General features: G+C 62.7%; 15 protein-coding genes. 10 read left to right on the top strand and 5 right to left on the bottom strand.

Annotated features, from left to right (window positions below; genetic code table 11):
- Window positions 1-7 precede the first annotated feature (7 nt).
- Genes BLT92_RS15270 through BLT92_RS15245 form a run of 6 tightly spaced genes read left to right on the top strand, consistent with a single transcriptional unit; the run spans window position 8 to window position 5,299 of the window.
- Entirely contained in the window at window positions 8-892 is an 885-nt protein-coding gene (locus BLT92_RS15270) for a DUF58 domain-containing protein (RefSeq protein WP_092106906.1), read from the top strand.
- A complete protein-coding gene (locus BLT92_RS15265; protein ID WP_092106904.1) occupies window positions 879-1,331 on the top strand; it encodes a hypothetical protein in 453 nt (150 codons plus the stop codon). The genes BLT92_RS15270 and BLT92_RS15265 overlap by 14 nt, the downstream gene beginning before the upstream one ends.
- On the top strand, window positions 1,322-2,296 hold the full coding sequence (locus tag BLT92_RS15260) for a vWA domain-containing protein (RefSeq protein ID WP_092106902.1): 975 nt from the start codon (window positions 1,322-1,324) through the stop codon (window positions 2,294-2,296). The genes BLT92_RS15265 and BLT92_RS15260 overlap by 10 nt, the downstream gene beginning before the upstream one ends.
- Window positions 2,293-3,384: a vWA domain-containing protein gene (locus BLT92_RS15255; protein ID WP_092106900.1), complete on the top strand. Its 1,092-nt coding sequence runs from the start codon at window positions 2,293-2,295 to the stop codon at window positions 3,382-3,384. The genes BLT92_RS15260 and BLT92_RS15255 overlap by 4 nt, the downstream gene beginning before the upstream one ends.
- Window positions 3,381-4,166 (top strand): tetratricopeptide repeat protein, encoded by a 786-nt coding sequence (locus BLT92_RS15250; protein ID WP_092106898.1) that lies wholly within the window; start codon window positions 3,381-3,383, stop codon window positions 4,164-4,166. The genes BLT92_RS15255 and BLT92_RS15250 overlap by 4 nt, the downstream gene beginning before the upstream one ends.
- A 23-nt stretch (window positions 4,167-4,189) precedes the next feature.
- A complete protein-coding gene (locus tag BLT92_RS15245) occupies window positions 4,190-5,299 on the top strand; it encodes a histidinol-phosphate transaminase (RefSeq protein WP_092106896.1) in 1,110 nt (369 codons plus the stop codon).
- 59 nt (window positions 5,300-5,358) lie between these two features.
- On the opposite strand, the gene BLT92_RS15240 is transcribed toward BLT92_RS15245, so the two are convergent.
- Window positions 5,359-6,822 (bottom strand): helix-turn-helix domain-containing protein, encoded by a 1,464-nt coding sequence (locus BLT92_RS15240; RefSeq protein ID WP_092109472.1) that lies wholly within the window; start codon window positions 6,820-6,822, stop codon window positions 5,359-5,361.
- Between the two features lie 134 nt (window positions 6,823-6,956).
- Between BLT92_RS15240 and speB the strand changes: the two genes are divergently transcribed.
- From speB to BLT92_RS15220, 4 genes are all read left to right on the top strand, one after another.
- Window positions 6,957-7,967, top strand: a complete 1,011-nt coding sequence (speB, locus tag BLT92_RS15235; protein WP_092106894.1) for an agmatinase — start codon at window positions 6,957-6,959, stop codon at window positions 7,965-7,967.
- 2 nt (window positions 7,968-7,969) lie between these two features.
- The gene (locus tag BLT92_RS15230; protein ID WP_092106892.1) at window positions 7,970-9,715 is read left to right on the top strand and encodes a thiamine pyrophosphate-binding protein; all 1,746 of its coding nucleotides are present in this window, start codon (window positions 7,970-7,972) and stop codon (window positions 9,713-9,715) included.
- A 49-nt stretch (window positions 9,716-9,764) separates the two neighbouring features.
- Window positions 9,765-11,342, top strand: a complete 1,578-nt coding sequence (locus BLT92_RS15225) for a sodium:solute symporter family protein (RefSeq protein ID WP_092106890.1) — start codon at window positions 9,765-9,767, stop codon at window positions 11,340-11,342.
- Between the two features lie 347 nt (window positions 11,343-11,689).
- Window positions 11,690-13,342: a thiamine pyrophosphate-binding protein gene (locus tag BLT92_RS15220; protein WP_092106888.1), complete on the top strand. Its 1,653-nt coding sequence runs from the start codon at window positions 11,690-11,692 to the stop codon at window positions 13,340-13,342.
- A gap of 167 nt (window positions 13,343-13,509) precedes the next feature.
- Here BLT92_RS15220 and BLT92_RS15215 read toward each other — a convergent pair whose 3' ends face one another.
- The 4 genes from BLT92_RS15215 to BLT92_RS15200 form a co-directional block, all read right to left on the bottom strand.
- Window positions 13,510-14,154: a hypothetical protein gene (locus BLT92_RS15215; protein WP_092106886.1), complete on the bottom strand. Its 645-nt coding sequence runs from the start codon at window positions 14,152-14,154 to the stop codon at window positions 13,510-13,512.
- A 78-nt stretch (window positions 14,155-14,232) separates the two neighbouring features.
- Window positions 14,233-14,607 (bottom strand): VOC family protein, encoded by a 375-nt coding sequence (locus tag BLT92_RS20650; RefSeq protein ID WP_092106884.1) that lies wholly within the window; start codon window positions 14,605-14,607, stop codon window positions 14,233-14,235.
- A 261-nt stretch (window positions 14,608-14,868) separates the two neighbouring features.
- A complete protein-coding gene (locus BLT92_RS15205; RefSeq protein WP_092106882.1) occupies window positions 14,869-15,648 on the bottom strand; it encodes a cytochrome c biogenesis CcdA family protein in 780 nt (259 codons plus the stop codon).
- Window positions 15,645-16,274, bottom strand: a complete 630-nt coding sequence (locus BLT92_RS15200; protein ID WP_092106880.1) for a TlpA family protein disulfide reductase — start codon at window positions 16,272-16,274, stop codon at window positions 15,645-15,647. Before BLT92_RS15200 ends, BLT92_RS15205 begins: the two co-directional genes overlap by 4 nt.
- Window positions 16,275-16,499 lie beyond the last annotated feature (225 nt).

The following is a 16,499-nucleotide window of genomic DNA, read 5'->3' as shown; positions in this document are numbered from 1 at the left end:
TGGATCGATGACTGCTCTGCTCAATCGGATCAAAGCGCGAATGACCATCCACGCGCATCGCCGGACCCGACGGCTCCTCGACGGGGACTACTCGTCCGTCTTCCACGGACACAGCCTCGACTTCGATGATCTGCGTGACTACATTCCCGGCGATGAGATCCGCGATATCGACTGGAAAGCCACGGCCAGACATTCGAATCCGCTGGTCAAACGCTATGTGGCCCACCGCAGGCACATCCTCGCGCTCGTCGTCGACTCGTCGCGGAACTTCGACGCCGTGTCTTCGGCCGGGGTCCACAAGCGCCAGCTGGCGATCCTCATGGCCGGGATGACCGGTTATCTCGCCGTACGCCATGGTGACGATGTCATGCTCGTCCACGGCAGCGCCCAGCGCTCCACCGCTTCCCCGCGCAAGGGCAGCGAAGCCCATTTGGAGAACCTCCTGCAACAGATCCTCGCCGAGGCGGGCACCGACGATGACGGCTCGATCGATGCGCAGCTGCAGTGGATCGCCTCTCACGTCAACCACCGGATGCTCGTCGTCGTCATCTCCGACCAGGGCCCGCTCGGGGCGAAGGAGGAGGCGACGATCAAACGCCTGCGGGCACAGCATGAGATCCTGTGGATCACGATCACCGATGCGGACCTTGCTGGGCTGCCGACCGCCTCGGCGCCGTTCGACGTGTCCCGACCGGACGTCGGCTTGCCCACATCAGTGATGACCAACCCGAAGGTGCGCACCGAATTCCTGGCCGCCGAGGCCGACCGCAGGCAGCACCGGATCGATCTGCTTTCGAAACTCGGAATCTCACACACCGAAATCGCCCACCCGGATCAGGCTCTGGGCGCTCTCCACACTCTTCTGCTGAGGCATCGCCGTGGGCCCCGATGAGCTCGTCGGGCCCCTGCAGATCTCGGTCTGGTGGTATGTCGCCGCCGGAGTCGTTCTGCTGGCTTCCCTTCTCAATCTGTTCGCCCCGCTGCTGCGCGCGGCTGCGGGATCGGGCATGAAGTCCCGGCCGCGGATTCCCATTCCTGTCCGCAGCACCTACATGTCTCGGATCGCCCAAGTGGAGTCGAAGCTGGGTGCAGGAGAGACCGATGTGCGTGATTCGGCTCGTGATCTGGCGAAGATCGTGCGCGAGTTCGCTCGTGACGCATGGGGCGTCAGGGCCGAACACCTCACCTACCGTGACGCGGCTGTGGCCGGCCTCGACGACCTCGCAGAATCCCTGTCGAGTCTCTACGCAGCGGAATTCGCTGAGGACGATGCCAACGATCTGGGACCTCAGATCGCCGGCGCCAGGAAGCTGGTGACGCGATGGTCCTGATGTTCTGGTGGCTGGCCCTCATCCTCCTCGTTCTTGCCGCCGCCGCGGTCTTCTTCTTCCGCAGGCCCAAGGCAACCGCGTCATCACTGGCCGTGGCTCACAGCGGACGCATGACGAGCCTGCCGAGTTTCCGCAGGGCCATGCGCACCCGTTTGATCACGACGGTCGCCTTCCTCGCCGTCATCGCCCTCACCGGCATCTCCACACTCGCCGGAATCTCCAGACCCGCCTGGGTCGAGACCGTCAATCCGGAGAAGAAGCTGCGTGACGTCATGCTCTGCCTCGACGTGTCCGGTTCGATGCTCGGTTATGACGCCGACCTCCTCGAGGCCTACCAGGAGCTCGTGGACCGGTTCGACGGTGAACGCATCGGGATGACCGTGTTCAATTCCACTGCGGTCTCCGCGTTCCCGCTCACCGATGACTACGACATGGTCCAGAGCTATCTCGAGGAAGCGGAGGAGGGATTCCGCACCTGGGGCTCGGAAGGCACTGACTACTCCTGGTCGACCTCACCGCCCAACATCGGCGGTTCCTCCCTCATCGGTGACGGGCTCGTGTCCTGCGTGGACAACTTCGACCGTCAGGACGAGAAGCGCTCTCGTTCGATCGTCTTCGCCACCGACAACATGCTCGCCGGTGACCCTCTGTTCGAACTCGACGAGGCCGCAGACATCGCCGTGGACTCCGATGTCAGGGTCTACAGCCTCTCTCCCCCGTCCGTGCTCACGACCACGCAGACCAAGGAACTGGAGTCGGTCTCCGATCGCACCGGAGGCAAGCAGTTCGACATGGGCTCGGCCTCGACGATCGATCGCATCGTCGCAGAGATCCAGAGCCAGGAGGCAGAGAACACTCCGGGCCGCTCCTACACCGTCGTCCATGACATGCCCGCCGTTCCCCTCGGGATCGCGGTCTTCGGCCTCGCTGGTGTCTTCGTTCTGGCGTGGAGGACGAAATCATGATCTTCGATCCCGTCTTCACGTGGTTCGGGTGGGGATTCCTCGTCCTCGCCCTGCTGACCGTGTGCATCATCCCTGCTGTGCGCGGGGATGGACCTCGCTGGAAATGGTTCGCACGCATGGGCATCGTCGCCGTGCTCGCACTGGCCCTGGCCCGACCGGGCATTCCCATCAAGTCCTCGACCGAGGAATACGAGGCGGCCGCCGACGTCTATTTCCTCGTCGATACGACGACGTCGATGGCCGCCGAGGACTACGACGGTGACAAGACCCGCCTGGAAGGGGTGAAGGAAGACATGCTGGAACTGGCAGAGCAGTTCCCCGGCACCAGGCTGAGCATCATCACCTTCGCCTCGACCGCAGCCACGGTCATGCCGCTGACGACCGATCATGCGGCGTTCGCCTCCGCCGTCGATGTCCTCAGTCCGGAGATGTCCTTGAACTCGAACGGCTCGTCCATCACCGAGGCGGGCGCTGAGCTGGACAAACGGATGGCGTCCAATCAGGAGGAACGCCCAGAGAACAAGAGCCTCGTCTTCTACTTCGGCGACGGTGAGCAGACCGCCCAGTCCCCCATCGACTCCTGGTCGTCCTTCGCCTCCCGCATCGACAGCGGTGCAGTGTTCGGATACGGCACACCTGAGGGCGGGAAGATGAAGGAACCCCGGCCCTTCGGCAACGGGTCAGGCCAGGGAGGCGAGCCCGGTCTCGGCGATCCCGATGAGGCCGATGGAACCGGTGGGTCCGGCGGGACGAACGAGGAGTATATTCGCGACGGGCAGGGCAACCCCGGGATCTCGAAGATCGACGAGACGAACCTCAGACAGATCGCGACCGACCTCGGTGTGAAATACCACCACCGTGACGGTGGGGCCTCGATGTCGAGCGTCTACACGGCGCCGAAATACGACCAGACGCTGGTCAAGAAGGATGGCCGGGTCACCGTCGACGAATACTTCTGGGTGCCTCTGATCCTCGTGTTCGCATGGATCGCAGTCGAAATGGTGTTCGGTGTGCGCGAGCTGCTGCGCCTGCGCACCATCCAACCGAGCCGCAGAGTCGACCACCGAAGACGAGGAGGTCAGCCATGAACCGGATCACGGCCACCTGGTCGAAGATGCGCCGCCTGACACGCATCAATCTCATCATCGGCTTCGCGCTTCTGCTCGTCTTCGGCTATGTGGCGGTGACCGCCTACTTCGGGGCCGCGTCTCAGGTCCGCTATTCGTCGAACGACTTCCCGGGAGCGAAGAAGGCGTCGACCGCGTTCCTCACACTCAGTCCGATCCAACGCCATATCGGGTACTACAATCGCGGCACCGCTGAGGCGGCCGTCGGCGACTTCGAAGCGGCACAGGGCGACCTCGAGTCCGCCCTCGAGATCACCCCTGTCCGTGATGAGTGTGCGGTGCGGATCAATCTGTCATACGTGTATGAGAAGCTCGCCGACGAAGTCGCCGACCAGGATCCTGATCAGTCGGACGAGCTCTACGACCGCTCGTTGAAGACCTTGGAGGACGCGCCCGAGGAATGCCAGCCGAAGAAGAGCGAAGAGAAGCAGAAGAGCAACGAAGCGAAGGAACGCGTCGAGGACAAGAAAAAGGGACAACAAGCCAAGAACGAGGGCTCGGACAGCGGCGACTCCGATGGCTCCGAGGGCGACGAGCAGCAGAACGGGGAATCGGGAGATGACTCGAAGAAGGACCAGGGCTCCGGCGAGGGCGATGAGAAGTCGGACGGTTCCGGGGAGAAGTCGGAGCAGGAGAAGAAGCGCGAAGAGCTGAAGAAGCGAGCAGAAGATTCCGAACGTGAGCAGCAACAGCAGGGCCCCGGCGGCGACGGAGGTCGTTCTGCCCCGGACAAACCGTGGTGAGGCGACTGTGAAATCATGAGTCCATGACCTCCCCGGACAACTCAGTTGGCACCCCTTCGACCCCACGACTGCGAGCCTCGCTGGAAACATTCCCGCCGTATGTTCCGGGAAAGGAACCCAAACGCATCGACGGGCTCACCCCATTCAAACTGTCCTCGAACGAGAACTACCTCGAGCCGCTGCCGGCGGTCATCGACGCCATGGCAGCACACGCGAAAGACCCCGCCCTGTACCCCGATGATGCGGCACTGGCTCTGCGCACGGAACTGGCCGCGCGCCTCGGCGTGAGCATCGACGAACTCATCGTGACCACGGGTGCCAGCGAGCTGCTCGTGGCCCTGACCCAGATCACCTCGGATGCCACCACGGAAGCGATCTATCCCTGGCCCTCATTCGAGATGTATCCCCAGACCACGGGATTGGCCGGGGCGAAGCGGGTCGAGGTGCCGGTGCGCGATGACGGTCGACACGACCTGGACGCAATGGCCGCCGCGATCACCGACAACACCAGTCTCATCATTCTCTGCTCGCCGAACAATCCGACGGGACCGGCTCTGCGCGACGATGAGGTGCGTCGGTTCCTCATGCAGGTGCCCGACCATGTGCTCGTCGCCCTCGACGAAGCCTATTGGGAATTCGCCACCGCCGAGGGAGTTGTGGGTGGCGTCGAGCTGGTGGCTGACCATCCCAATGTGGTCCTGGTCAGGACCTTCTCCAAGGCCCACGCTCTGGCGGGCCTGCGGGTGGGATATGCGCTCGCTCACGAAGCTGTGATCCAGGGGCTGTTCAAGGCCGTCATCCCCTTCGGAGTCACCGACATGAGCCAGGCTGCTGCCCTGGAATCGCTGCGCCACAGTGATGAGGTCGACGTCCGGGCGAAGGAGATCGCGTCCGTTCGCGATGACTTTGCCCACGCACTGCGTGATCAGGGCTGGGATGTGCCTGAGGCGCAGGGGAACTTCGTATGGCTGCCGCTCGGCGAGCTGTCCTCAGCCTTTGAGGATGCCTGCGTCGAGCAGGCTGTCGCCGTGCGCAACCTCGGCGATGGGGTGCGTATCAGCATCGGTCAGCGGGAGGGACTCGACCGGGTTCTCGCGCTTGCCTCAGCGTTCCGCTCCGAACATTTCGCCTGAGTTGACCGCACCGACTGAATCGGCTGAGTCGGCTGTACCAGCTGAGCAGGCCGCGCGGCTCACAGTTCCGCGAGCTCAAGAGCCAGCGCCACGGCCTGAACCGATTCCGCCCGTGTGAGGTCCCGGCCCAACAGCGTCTCGATCTTCGCCATTCGCGCGCGCACCGTGTGCCGGTGGATGCCGAGTTCAGCCGCGATCGCGTCCTTGACTCCCCCAGCGGCGATGAACGACCGCAGGGTCAGCAGCAGATCCTGCCCGTCCCGGGAGACGAGGAGCGCACCCAGGACTCGGTCGACGAATCTCTGCGCCGCCGATTCATCGATCGACGACAGCAGTGCCCGCACATCCGAGGTCGCACCTTCGTGCTGCGTTCGCCACACCGACCATGTGTGGTGGGCCTGGGTCAGTGGGATCATCTTCGCAAACAGCCGTTCGAGTCCGGCGACCTCCGCGACCCTGTCGACCAGGCTCGCCTGATGCGTTGCCGATTCGGCACCATCGGGATGGCTCAGGTCGGCATTCCGGGTGCCGGGTTCGATGACACCGATCATCGACCCCGCACGGACCAGGAGAATCCCTGTCCCCAGGTCGCTCAACAGCGCTTCGGGGACCTCACCGCGCACGTTGCCGAAGACCGTGAACTTCACTCGCGAAACAGGAGCCAGTCCGGTCTGCTGCCGCCATTCGGCACGCGCTTCATCGGTGCCCAAGGACGTGACGAAAAGCCGAGAGACTGATCGCCGAGGCGACTCCTCGGTGACGCTCAGACTCAACAGAGCCGCTGCGGTGGAGAGCAGGAGGGCACGGGTGCGGGAATTGCCAGCCACCTCGGCGGGGGTGAGGATCCATCCGCGGACCTGCTCATCGCCCACCGGAACGGCCTCCACGATGCCCGACTCGGTGCGCAGCAGACGCGGTGCCATGGACGGTTTGAGAGCCTCGGCGATCAGCTCGTGCCGAACCAGATCCTTCGCATCATCGCCGGTCAGGCCCCTGCCCGTGGGTGAAACGAATCGCACGTCCGTGCCCAGCGTGTTGGCCAGATCCTCGACCAGCGCGGCGGGGCCCTGGTGTGCGAGGTCGGTCGCGAATCGCCGTCCCGCACTGCTGGCCCGGGTGAGCTCTCGGGTCGTCTCCTCCTCACGCATGCGTGTGAAGGCATCGACGACCGCCACGAACGGAACCGGCTCGGGAACCCCGAACAGTGCCAGTCCCTGAGCCTTGGCCTGTGCAAGCAGCGCAGCGGGGATCGCCTGCCACGGCAGGGCCGAACCGAGGCCGATGCCAAGTGCATGGACTCCCACACGCTTGAGCCGGCCCACATAGTCGGCCACACCGGCACCACTGAGATCCTGACCGACGCCGATCGTGAGCAGGACCTCTCCCCCTGCCAACCATTCGTCGACCTCGGGCAACTCCGAGGAGTGGACGATCGTGACATCCTCCTGCCCGGCCCTCGGCGAATCGACGACGACCTCGAGAGCGAGTTCCGGATGTGCCCACAGCTGACCCAAAGTGACCATGAGAACCACACTATCCGCAATGGACACTGAGTTCACCAATTACTCCACTATGGATATCTGTGTTGTGTGAGCCACGTCCTAGGCTGATGACAACACACACCACCACGAGCAAGCATCACTGCGAAGGAGAGCCAATGTCGTCTCAACCCCTGGGACCAGCCGACTACAGCCAGACACCGCGTTTCGCGGGACCACCGACATTCGGTCTGCTGCCGCGCATCGATGAGGTCGAAGCAGCGCGACCCGGTGAGAAGATCGATGTCAAGATCCTCGGCGTCCCCTTCGATGCCGGCGTCAGCTATCGTCCGGGCGCCCGATTCGGACCCGGCCACATCCGCCAGTCCTCGAAGCTGCTGCGCCCCTACAACCAGGCGACGAACGTCCACGCCTTCACCTGGCAGCAGGTCGCCGACTGTGGCGACCTGGGCGTCAATCCCTTCGACATCGAAGAGGCCATCGGTGAGGTCGAACGCAGCGCCGATGAGATGCGCAACGATGGGGCGAAACTCCTCACCCTCGGCGGCGACCACACTCTGGCTCTGCCGAACCTGCGCTCCCTGCACAAGACGCACGGCAAAATCGCGGTCCTGCACTTCGATGCCCACCTCGACACCTGGGACACCTACTTCGGGGCCCCGTACACTCATGGCACTCCGTTCCGACGCGCCAGCGAAGAAGGGCTGCTCGACCTCGAATCGTGCATGCATGTGGGCATTCGCGGACCGCTCTACGGCCAGAAGGATCTCGAAGACGATGCAGTGCTCGGCTTCCAGATCATCCGCAGCGACGACTACCAGTTCACCTCCGTCCAGGAGGTGGTGGCCCGGATGCGCAAACGCCTCGGCGATGCACCGGTCTATCTGTCCGTCGACATCGACGTCCTCGATCCCGCGGCCGCACCCGGCACCGGTACCCCCGAGGCCGGCGGCATGACGAGTCGCGAACTCCTCAACTCCATCCGCGGGCTGCAGGGACTCAACGTCGTCGGCGCCGAGATCGTCGAGGTCGCACCTGCCTACGACCATGCGGAGATCACGGGACTCGCCGCCGCCCACGTAGGCTACGAGATGCTCTCCCTGTGGGCCGCCGCGCGCAACGGCCTCACCGGCCCCTCAGGCCCCAGCGGCGAAGCACTCGGAGCCTGACCATGGCAGAAGAAATCACAGACGCAACCAGTAGCGGTGCCGGCGCCAGTTCCGGTGCTGAGTTCCGCAATGGCGGTCGGGCCGTCATCGCGACCCTGGCCGCACACGGCGTCGACACCATCTTCGGGATCCCCGGTACCCACAACCTCGAGTTCTACCGGCACCTGAACGAGTTCGGCATCCGCGCGGTCACGCCTCGCCACGAGCAGGGCGCAGGCTATGGTGCCGACGGCTATTACCTCGTCTCGGGCAAGCCCGGTGTCATCATCACCACCTCGGGTCCAGGCTTGACGAATGTCATCACGGCCGCGGCGACCGCGTATGCGGAGTCGCGTCCGATGCTCATCCTCTCCCCCGGCGTTCCCACCGGACTGGAGCGCGCCGATGTCGGAATGCTGCACGAGACGAAAGACTCCTCCGGAGCACTGAACCGCCTGCTGGTCTCCTCCCAGCGCACCCGCACGGCCGAGGGTGCCGCCCAGGCCGTCGCCGAGGCGTTCGCCATGTTCTCCTCGTCCCGCCCGGGTCCCGTGCACATCGAGGTTCCACTCGACGTGCTCGAGGGCGCCTGGAACGGCAGTGTGCCGACCCCGTTCACGGGTCGACGCCCGGGGCTTGATTCGCATGTCGTCTCCCGTGCCGCCGAGGCGGTGCGCGGTGCCGTTCGCCCGTTCATCGTCGCAGGTGGCGGGGCTCGAAAGGCACATGCACAGGTCGTGGCCTTCGCCGAGCTCCTCGATGCGCCGGTGGCCACGACAGCCAACGGCAAAGGCATCGTCTCTGAGGACCACCATCTGTCCATGGGGTCCAACGTTCGCTTTCCCAGCGTCCAGGCCGAGTCTGCTGCCGCCGACGTGCTCATCGTGCTCGGCTCCGAACTCGCCGACTCCGACCTGTGGGGCGGCCTCATCGGTGCCCAGACCGCGCCAGGTGTACGCGATGAGAATTCCGAGCAGCTTGTCATCCGCTGCGACATCGACCCGGACCAACTGGGCAAGAACCTCGGCGGGGACATCCTCGCCTGCGCCGACACTGGCGAATTCCTCACCGCGCTGATGACCGAGCTGGGCATGGACGAGTCCACGGCCACCTCGGCGGGTTCGGTCGACGTGACAGGGACGCCCACCTCGGCGACGGGGACGAGCAGCACACGAAGCGGAGCCGACAGGGTCGCGGCGATCCGGGAGTCCTGGGGTGCGGACTTCGACTTCGACTCCATCGGCGCTCGTGTCACCCGCTTGGTCGAACAGGGCGCCGGGCCATCCGTGGTGGTTGCCGGGGATTCGTCCAAGGTCACCTACGACGGATCGGTGCATGCGCTGACGGCGAGCACACCCGATCAGCTGCTCTACATGCCGGGCTTCGCGACCTTGGGCTACGGGATTCCTGCGGCCATCGGGGCGAAACTGGCTGACAATGCTCGCCCTGTGGCCTGCATCCTCGGCGACGGTGCGGCCATGTTCTCGATCCAGGAGCTGATGACCGCCGGCGAACTGGGACTGGGGATTCCCTTCGTCATCGTCGACAACGGCGGATATGCCGAAATCGAGGCTCAGATGGTCGATCGGAGCATGGAGCCCTTCGCGGTCAAGCTCGCTCGTCCCGACTTCGCGGCTCTGGGCCAGTCCATGGGCGGGGCCGGAGTCACGATCGCGGAGTCCGACATCGACGAGATGCTGCCGGCAGCCGTCGCCGAGGCGCTCGATCGGGACCTCCCCACCACCATTCACATTACCGTCGGGTGCTGAGGCACCCGCTTAGCAGATTGCTCATGCAGTCAATCAGGAAAGGGTCGACGTGGACTCTCTAGTCGTCATCATCTATCTCGCCGCCATGGTGGGATTCGGAATCTGGGGCCGGTACAAGGCGAATAACCAGGACGATTTCCTCGTCGCGGGCCGCCGCCTGGGCGGGTGGCTGTACACGGGCACGATGTCCGCGGTCGTCCTCGGCGGGGCTTCGACGATCGGCGGTGTCGGCCTCGGCTACACCTCGGGTCTGTCGGGAATGTGGCTGGTCTTCAGCATCGGTCTGGGCATCATCCTGCTCTCGCTGTTCTTCGCCCCGAAGATCCAGAAGCTGGAAATCTACACGGTCTCGCAGATGCTGGAGCTGCGGTATGGGAAGGGCTCCCGGCTGGTGTCGGGCGCGATCATGACCGCCTATGGTCTGATGATCTCGACGACATCGACTGTCGCCTATGCGACGATCTTCCATGCACTCTTCGACCTCAACAAAGTCTGGTCGGTGCTCATCGGCGGCAGCATCGTCATTCTCTACTCGATGCTCGGCGGAATGTGGTCGATCACGCTGACCGACTTCGTGCAGTTCTTCATCCAGACCATCGGCATCTTCCTCATCATGCTGCCGATCGTGCTGAGCAAGTCCGGTGGCATCACCGAACTCTTCGCGTCGCTGCCTGCCGAGCAGACCAGTCCGGTGGGCATCGGGTGGGAGGCGATACTGGGCTACATCCTCATCTACACACTGGGGCTACTCATCGGCCAGGACATCTGGCAGCGCGTGTTCACTGCCCGCAGTCCGGGCGTGGCCAGGTGGGGCGGACTCTCCGCAGGCGTCTACTGCCTCCTCTATGCTGTGGCCGGTGCGCTCATCGGCATGGCCGCGACCAAGATCGTGCCCGGCATCGAGGTCCAGGACGATGTGTTCGTCGCCGTCGTCGACGCAGCCATGTCGCCTGTGATGGGTGGGCTCGTGCTCGCCGCAGCACTGGCCGCGATGATGTCGACTGCCTCGGGATCGCTGATGGCTGCTGCGACCGTGTGCCGTCAGGACATCGTCGAGCCCCTGTTGGCCCGCAAGGACATCGTTCCGGTCACCACCGATTCGACCGGGTCGGTGCAGGACGGATCGGCCTCCCGTGCCAGCTCTGCACAGGACGAATCGATGCAGAACGGCTCGGCGTCCGCACAGGACGGCGACTCCACGCATAGTTCGGCTGGTGGCACGAAGTCGACTTTGGTGAGGTCTCTGGTCCGGGAGACCGGCGATGAGATCCGCGATTCCCGCATTTACCTCATCGGCCTCGGTGTCGTCACCCTCGTCCTCGCGATGATCATGCCCAGCGTCGTCGAAGCGCTGACGGTCGCGTACAACCTGCTGGTGGCCGGACTGTTCATTCCCATCCTCGGCGGGCTGATCTTCAAACGCGGCACCATCGTCGGCGTCATGGCCGGCATGATCCTCGGTGCTCTCACCACGATCATCATCATGATCACGATCGACATCTACGCGAGCGAGGCCATCTACCTGGGGCTCATCGCCTCGCTGCTCGGCTATGTCATCGGTTCGCTGGTGTCGAAGCCGACCGACCCGGCGATCCTGGCCGCCTGGAAGGAACGCCTGAACCGATAAACCACTGCCGTCAGCGCGCTGAACCCGCACCAGGTGTCGGCCGCTGGCCGGGCCAACGTCGAGTAACGCACGCAGCGCAGAGACTCCTCTGTGCGCGTGCGTTTCTCGACGTTCAACCTGTGCATCGCTCGTTGACCAGCACATGTATCCGCTCGTCGTCACAGACTAGACTTGGTTCAGGGCCCACCATCGCCTATATTCAATGTTGTCAGGCCAGTGCCAACGTCGAATCCGGTTGCTGCCGAAAAGCCGGCGCTCGAAAAAGGAGCGCGAAGCCGCGAACACCGCGAGTGAGACATATATGGATCCCCTTTTCCATATCCGATCTCATCCGCGAAAGGTCCCACATGGCTCACACATCGGCGCACGTCGCACACACTCTGGCCCACCACATCGGCGAAATCTTCGGACTCATGGGCAACGGAAACGCCTACTTCCTCGATGCCCTGCTCACCTCCACCTCGGCGACCTACACCGCCGTCCGACACGAAGCAGGCGCCGTCGTCGCCGCCGATGCGCACTTCCGCACCTCCGGACGGATCGCAGCGGCCACCACGACCTACGGTGCCGGGTTCACGAACACGCTCACAGCCCTCGCCGAGGCGGCCCAGGCCAAGGTTCCACTCGTCCTCGTCGTCGGTGACGAACCGACGTCCGGCCCGCGACCCTGGGACGTCGATCAGATCGCTATGGCCTCGGCAGTGGGAGTGCGCACCTATACCGTGGGCCGCGTCGATGCGGCCGCGGCGACAGTCACCGCCATCGAACACGCGCTGACCTACCGGGTGCCCGTCGTTCTGGCGATCCCCTACGATGTCGCTACCCTCGACATCGGCGAGATTCCCTCGGTTCCGGGACCCGGGCACTCCACTCCCCTGGCTCCGTCATCCGAGTTCGCGCAGACCTCGCTCGCCCGTCTGTCGATTGCCCTCGCCGAGGCGAAGCGTCCGGTCCTGCTGGCCGGCCGTGGTGCGTGGTTGGCTGGCGCAGAGGAAGAGCTCGGCGCCCTGGCAGAGACCACCGGAGCGTTGACGGCGACCACGGCGCTGGGCCGCAACGTCTTCCCGGACTCCGAGTACGACCTCGGCGTGGCCGGAGGATTCGGTGCTCCGGAGGCGATGGAGCGTATCCGCGAGGCCGATGTCGCTGTGGTCTTCGGGGCCTCGCTCAACCAGTTCACCATGCGCTTCGGGGACCTGTTCCACCCTTCGACTACCGTCTGGCAGATCGACACGGATGATCGGGCAACGAACGCCCGCGTCGGTGGGTTCGTCCGCGCAGACGTTCGCCTGGCGGCAGGCGAACTGGTTTCTCGGCTGAAGGCACGCAATGCGTGTGCGAGCGGCTGGCGCGAGACCGTGGATACCACTGCCGACCGGGTCTACGCGATGGGATCGGAATTCGCCGAGAATGGTCGGCTGGATCCGCGTGCTGCTGCGGCACGACTGGGCGAAATCCTGCCGGAGGACCGAGTCGTCGTCTCCGACGGTGGGCACTTCATCGCCTGGGCGAATATGTTCTGGGAGCCCAGTGCCCCTGACCGTCTGGCGATGGTCGGCACAGCGTTCCAATCGATCGGCCTCGGCTGGCACAGCGTTGCCGGAGCCACCCGCGCGAATCAGGATTCGACGATCGTGCTCACCACCGGCGACGGCGGCGGAGCCATGGCCCTGTCGGATCTCGACACGGCAATTCGTTCAGCAGGTGGGCGAGGCATGGCCGTTGTGTTCAACGACGCTGCCTATGGTGCCGAGGTCAACCTGTATGGCCTCAAAGGGCTGGATAAGTCGCCGATGCTCATCGACGAGATCGACTTCGCGGCCCTGGGCAGTGCTGCCGGTGGACAGGGTGTAGCGGTTCGCTCGCTGGCCGACCTCGAGGTCGTCAACGAGTGGAAGGCGACTCCGGTCGACGAACGGAAGTTCCTGGTGCTCGACCTGCGGATCTCGGGATCGGTTATTGCGCCGTATCAGGAGGAAGTCATCCGCGTGAACTCGTAGAGGCGAATACAGCTCGGTCTGTCGTTTCGCAGTCGTGGCCGGTCTCTCCTCTACGATTCAATTTTTGTGGTGTTCAAGCTCATTGAGCACGTAACACAGCTTGCACAAGAATAAGACCCGGCAACTCAACAAACTGAGCTGCCGGGCGGTTTCGTTTTAGACAAGACTCACGCGTACCGCGATGCCGCCTCAAGCAGAGCATCCGTGTGCTGGTAGATCTCCGGCAATCCGTTGAGTTGGTGAAGTGTCACGTTTTTGTCTTCATCCAATAGCCCGATCCGCAGGTTGTCAGGGTTATGAAAATAGAATCGGCAGATCGGTTTGCGGTTATTGTCATCCATCAAGATTCCGCAGTAGGACTTTGTGTCTCGCAACGTCACACGAGTCGGATCAAGGTCGCGGCTAAGGATGGCCTGGACGATCAAGTGACCTTGGATTTCGTCGACAGTTGTCACGATATCGCTGTCCACCTTTTCCTCTGCCAACGATTCTCCTCCGGCTTCTTCCTTGGCCGGAGAAGTCTCAAATCGTTGAGATCCGCCTAGGGCAGTCTGCAGACGATAGTTGACCTGGTCCGAGATGAATTGCGCATAACCTTTCGCGACGAGTGGTGTCAGTTGCTCCCGAACCTTCGCAGTCAACCGACCGCTGTAGATCCTGGGGAGAAATACACTAGCCATGTCATACGAAAGCTCGCGGGCCTCCGACGCGAACTCCCGCTTCGCCGCCGAGACGTATTTAAGTTCTTCCGTGTGAGCTTCAGCGATAATTGGCGGTGTTCTGTCAACACTTCGTGGCGGTACTGAGTTCACGATTTCCGCATTCTTTTATGGACTACCCGACAAGAATTGAATGTCGAGCTCCCTCCCGCGCTGCGCGACTAGCCCGCATCAATCGTGAAAGTCTTCAGGCTCCCTTGGGATGCGCCTGGCCATGAGACAGAATTTATTGCCTTCCGGATCCGCGAGGACGTACCAGCTACCTGACGGCACTACGTCAGTTGGCTTCGCACCTAGAGACAAGAGCCTCTCGAGCTCGTCTTCTTGACTCCGGTCGGTAGGACACAGATCGAGATGCAAAGTTCCATCCGCGAAAGTATCGTCCGAGCGCTCGAAGAGAATCGCCGGGGCATTCGACGCTCCGGAGATCGCGACTCCAGTTTCGTCCTTGGCTGAAACCTCGTATCCGAGCGCTTCGCACCAGAATCGGCTCAGCCGATCTGGGTCTTGGGCCTTGACAACGAGGTCCCCAACTCGACTCGTCATGGGCCCACCCTACTTCCGACCTAAGGCAACAATGCGGCACTAACTCGCGTGTATCCCAGAATGACTTACAAAGCCCGAGGTGTCGCGACTATGAGACAGTTTTCTGCGAGACGAGTTGTCGAGACAATTCCAAGACCGCAATTTCGAGCCTTCATGATGGTGCCGGTCCTTCGATTCGACCGTCTTATAAAATTAAAGGTTTTCGAGAGATATCTGCGCTCACTCTTCAGACTTGAATCCATGTGTCAGTGAACGGTCATTTCAGACCACGGTGGAAAATCCACCGATAAGCCCCTGCAGTCCGTTGACCCATTGAGTCCATACTCCAGTGATCAGCAGTATTCCGATTCCGATGAGAACGGCCCCTCCCGCACGGGTAATTGCTGCATGATGATCTTTGACCCACCTCATGCGACCGCCGCCTCTGATGAGTAGCAAAGAGACAAGCAGGAAGGGAATGCCAAGACCCAGGCAATAACTGAGGGTCAATATGGTCCCGCGAAGCAAGGCACCGGATCCTGTCGGCCCGAAACTGGCCGTCAAAGCAAGTACTGCCGCTAATGTCGGCCCCATGCACGGGGCCCAGCTGAACGCGAACGTTCCGCCGAGAAGCGGTGCTCCCCACAATCCCGCCTGAGGGCGGCTCTTGATACGCCACTCCCGCTGGAGGAGACTCAATCCGCCCATGAAGATGATCCCTGCCACGATGACGATCGCACCCATGATGCGATTGATCACGTCCGCCCAGGCGCTGAGAAGTATCCCTGTGAGAGAAAAGACGAGTCCAATTGAGACGAAGACTGCCGAAAAGCCGAGCATGAACAAGAACACACCAATGACCACGCGGAATGTCTTCTGATCTTCGAGTGACTTCCCGGCAAGTCCAGTGACATAGCCAAGATAGCCAGGCACCAGTGGTAACACGCATGGCGACAGGAACGAGATGATCCCGGCGATCACAGCAATCGGGATTGCCAGCAGCATCGGGCCCGAGCTTGCTATCTGTGAGAACTGTTCACCGATCGTTGCCACAGCGATCACGTGTCTTTGGCAAGTACGTCAGTGATGAGGCCATCAAGAGTCGAGCGATCGACGATCCCGACGACACGAGCAGCAGGACGGCCCTTGGAATCGAGAATCACCGTCGACGGTACGGCCTGCGGTGGAAGAAGACCGCTCAAGGCCGCCACTGCCCGCCCTTCTTTGTCGAGCATGGAGGGGTAGGTGATGCCGAATTGTCGAGCAAATGCGTTTGCCGCAGCAGCTTCATCTCGGACATTGATTCCCAGGAAGGCCACTCCCTCCTCGCTAAACGATTCGTAGCTTTCCTGAAGGTCTGGTGCCTCTTCTCGACACGGTGGGCACGCTGCGTACCACAAGTTCAATACCACTGGGCTACCCTGCCATTCTTGTAGGTCGAAGGCATCCCCGTTCGTCGTGTTTCCGGCCAGCTGCACGGGTGTTGAGCGTTGCGATTCGGGAATCTGCGTGATCACTCCCGTGCCCGCCACGTACCCCTGATCATTTGATCCGGAAGTGTCCTCGACGCCTTTGTCGGCGGGAGCGCATCCGGTGATCGCACCCAGCGTGACCGCGAGCAAAGCGCTCCCGTAGGCCAGGCGGGAAAAGGATCGAAGTCGCGATCGCTGCGCATAGGTGTTTTGCACGTTGGCTCCTTGGGCAGTATGAATTCTTAAGATAATTCTACAATTCGTAGAATTCAGACTCGAATCACATGGCCTGCCAGCGGGGATATGGATCACAGCTGTCTAAGCTCACCGCCGAGCAGGCAGGAGGGTGATGGCCATTCCTTATTGGGCATATCCGCTTCCGCGCCGCAGCGCTTACCGTTGAGCCTCTTTGTGTACCACTGTGGGTCAAAAACGGCTTCA

The organism is Brevibacterium picturae (assembly GCF_900105045.1).
Lineage (GTDB): Bacteria > Actinomycetota > Actinomycetes > Actinomycetales > Brevibacteriaceae > Brevibacterium > Brevibacterium picturae.
Note: the sequence above shows the minus strand (reverse complement) of the source record. Positions and strands in the feature narration are given on the sequence as shown.

What these genes read in the sequence shown, in the direction of transcription:
- BLT92_RS15240 (WP_092109472.1), bottom strand. Translation starts at nt 6,822, where the DNA reads ATGGTCACTTTGGGTCAGCTGTGGGCACATCCGGAACTCGCTCTCGAG.
- BLT92_RS20650 (WP_092106884.1), bottom strand. Translation starts at nt 14,607, where the DNA reads ATGACGAGTCGAGTTGGGGACCTCGTTGTCAAGGCCCAAGACCCAGAT.
- BLT92_RS15230 (WP_092106892.1), top strand. Translation starts at nt 7,970, where the DNA reads ATGGCAGAAGAAATCACAGACGCAACCAGTAGCGGTGCCGGCGCCAGT.
- BLT92_RS15245 (WP_092106896.1), top strand. Translation starts at nt 4,190, where the DNA reads ATGACCTCCCCGGACAACTCAGTTGGCACCCCTTCGACCCCACGACTG.
- speB (WP_092106894.1), top strand. Translation starts at nt 6,957, where the DNA reads ATGTCGTCTCAACCCCTGGGACCAGCCGACTACAGCCAGACACCGCGT.
- BLT92_RS15255 (WP_092106900.1), top strand. Translation starts at nt 2,293, where the DNA reads ATGATCTTCGATCCCGTCTTCACGTGGTTCGGGTGGGGATTCCTCGTC.
- BLT92_RS15220 (WP_092106888.1), top strand. Translation starts at nt 11,690, where the DNA reads ATGGCTCACACATCGGCGCACGTCGCACACACTCTGGCCCACCACATC.
- BLT92_RS15270 (WP_092106906.1), top strand. Translation starts at nt 8, where the DNA reads ATGACTGCTCTGCTCAATCGGATCAAAGCGCGAATGACCATCCACGCG.
- BLT92_RS15260 (WP_092106902.1), top strand. Translation starts at nt 1,322, where the DNA reads ATGGTCCTGATGTTCTGGTGGCTGGCCCTCATCCTCCTCGTTCTTGCC.
- BLT92_RS15250 (WP_092106898.1), top strand. Translation starts at nt 3,381, where the DNA reads ATGAACCGGATCACGGCCACCTGGTCGAAGATGCGCCGCCTGACACGC.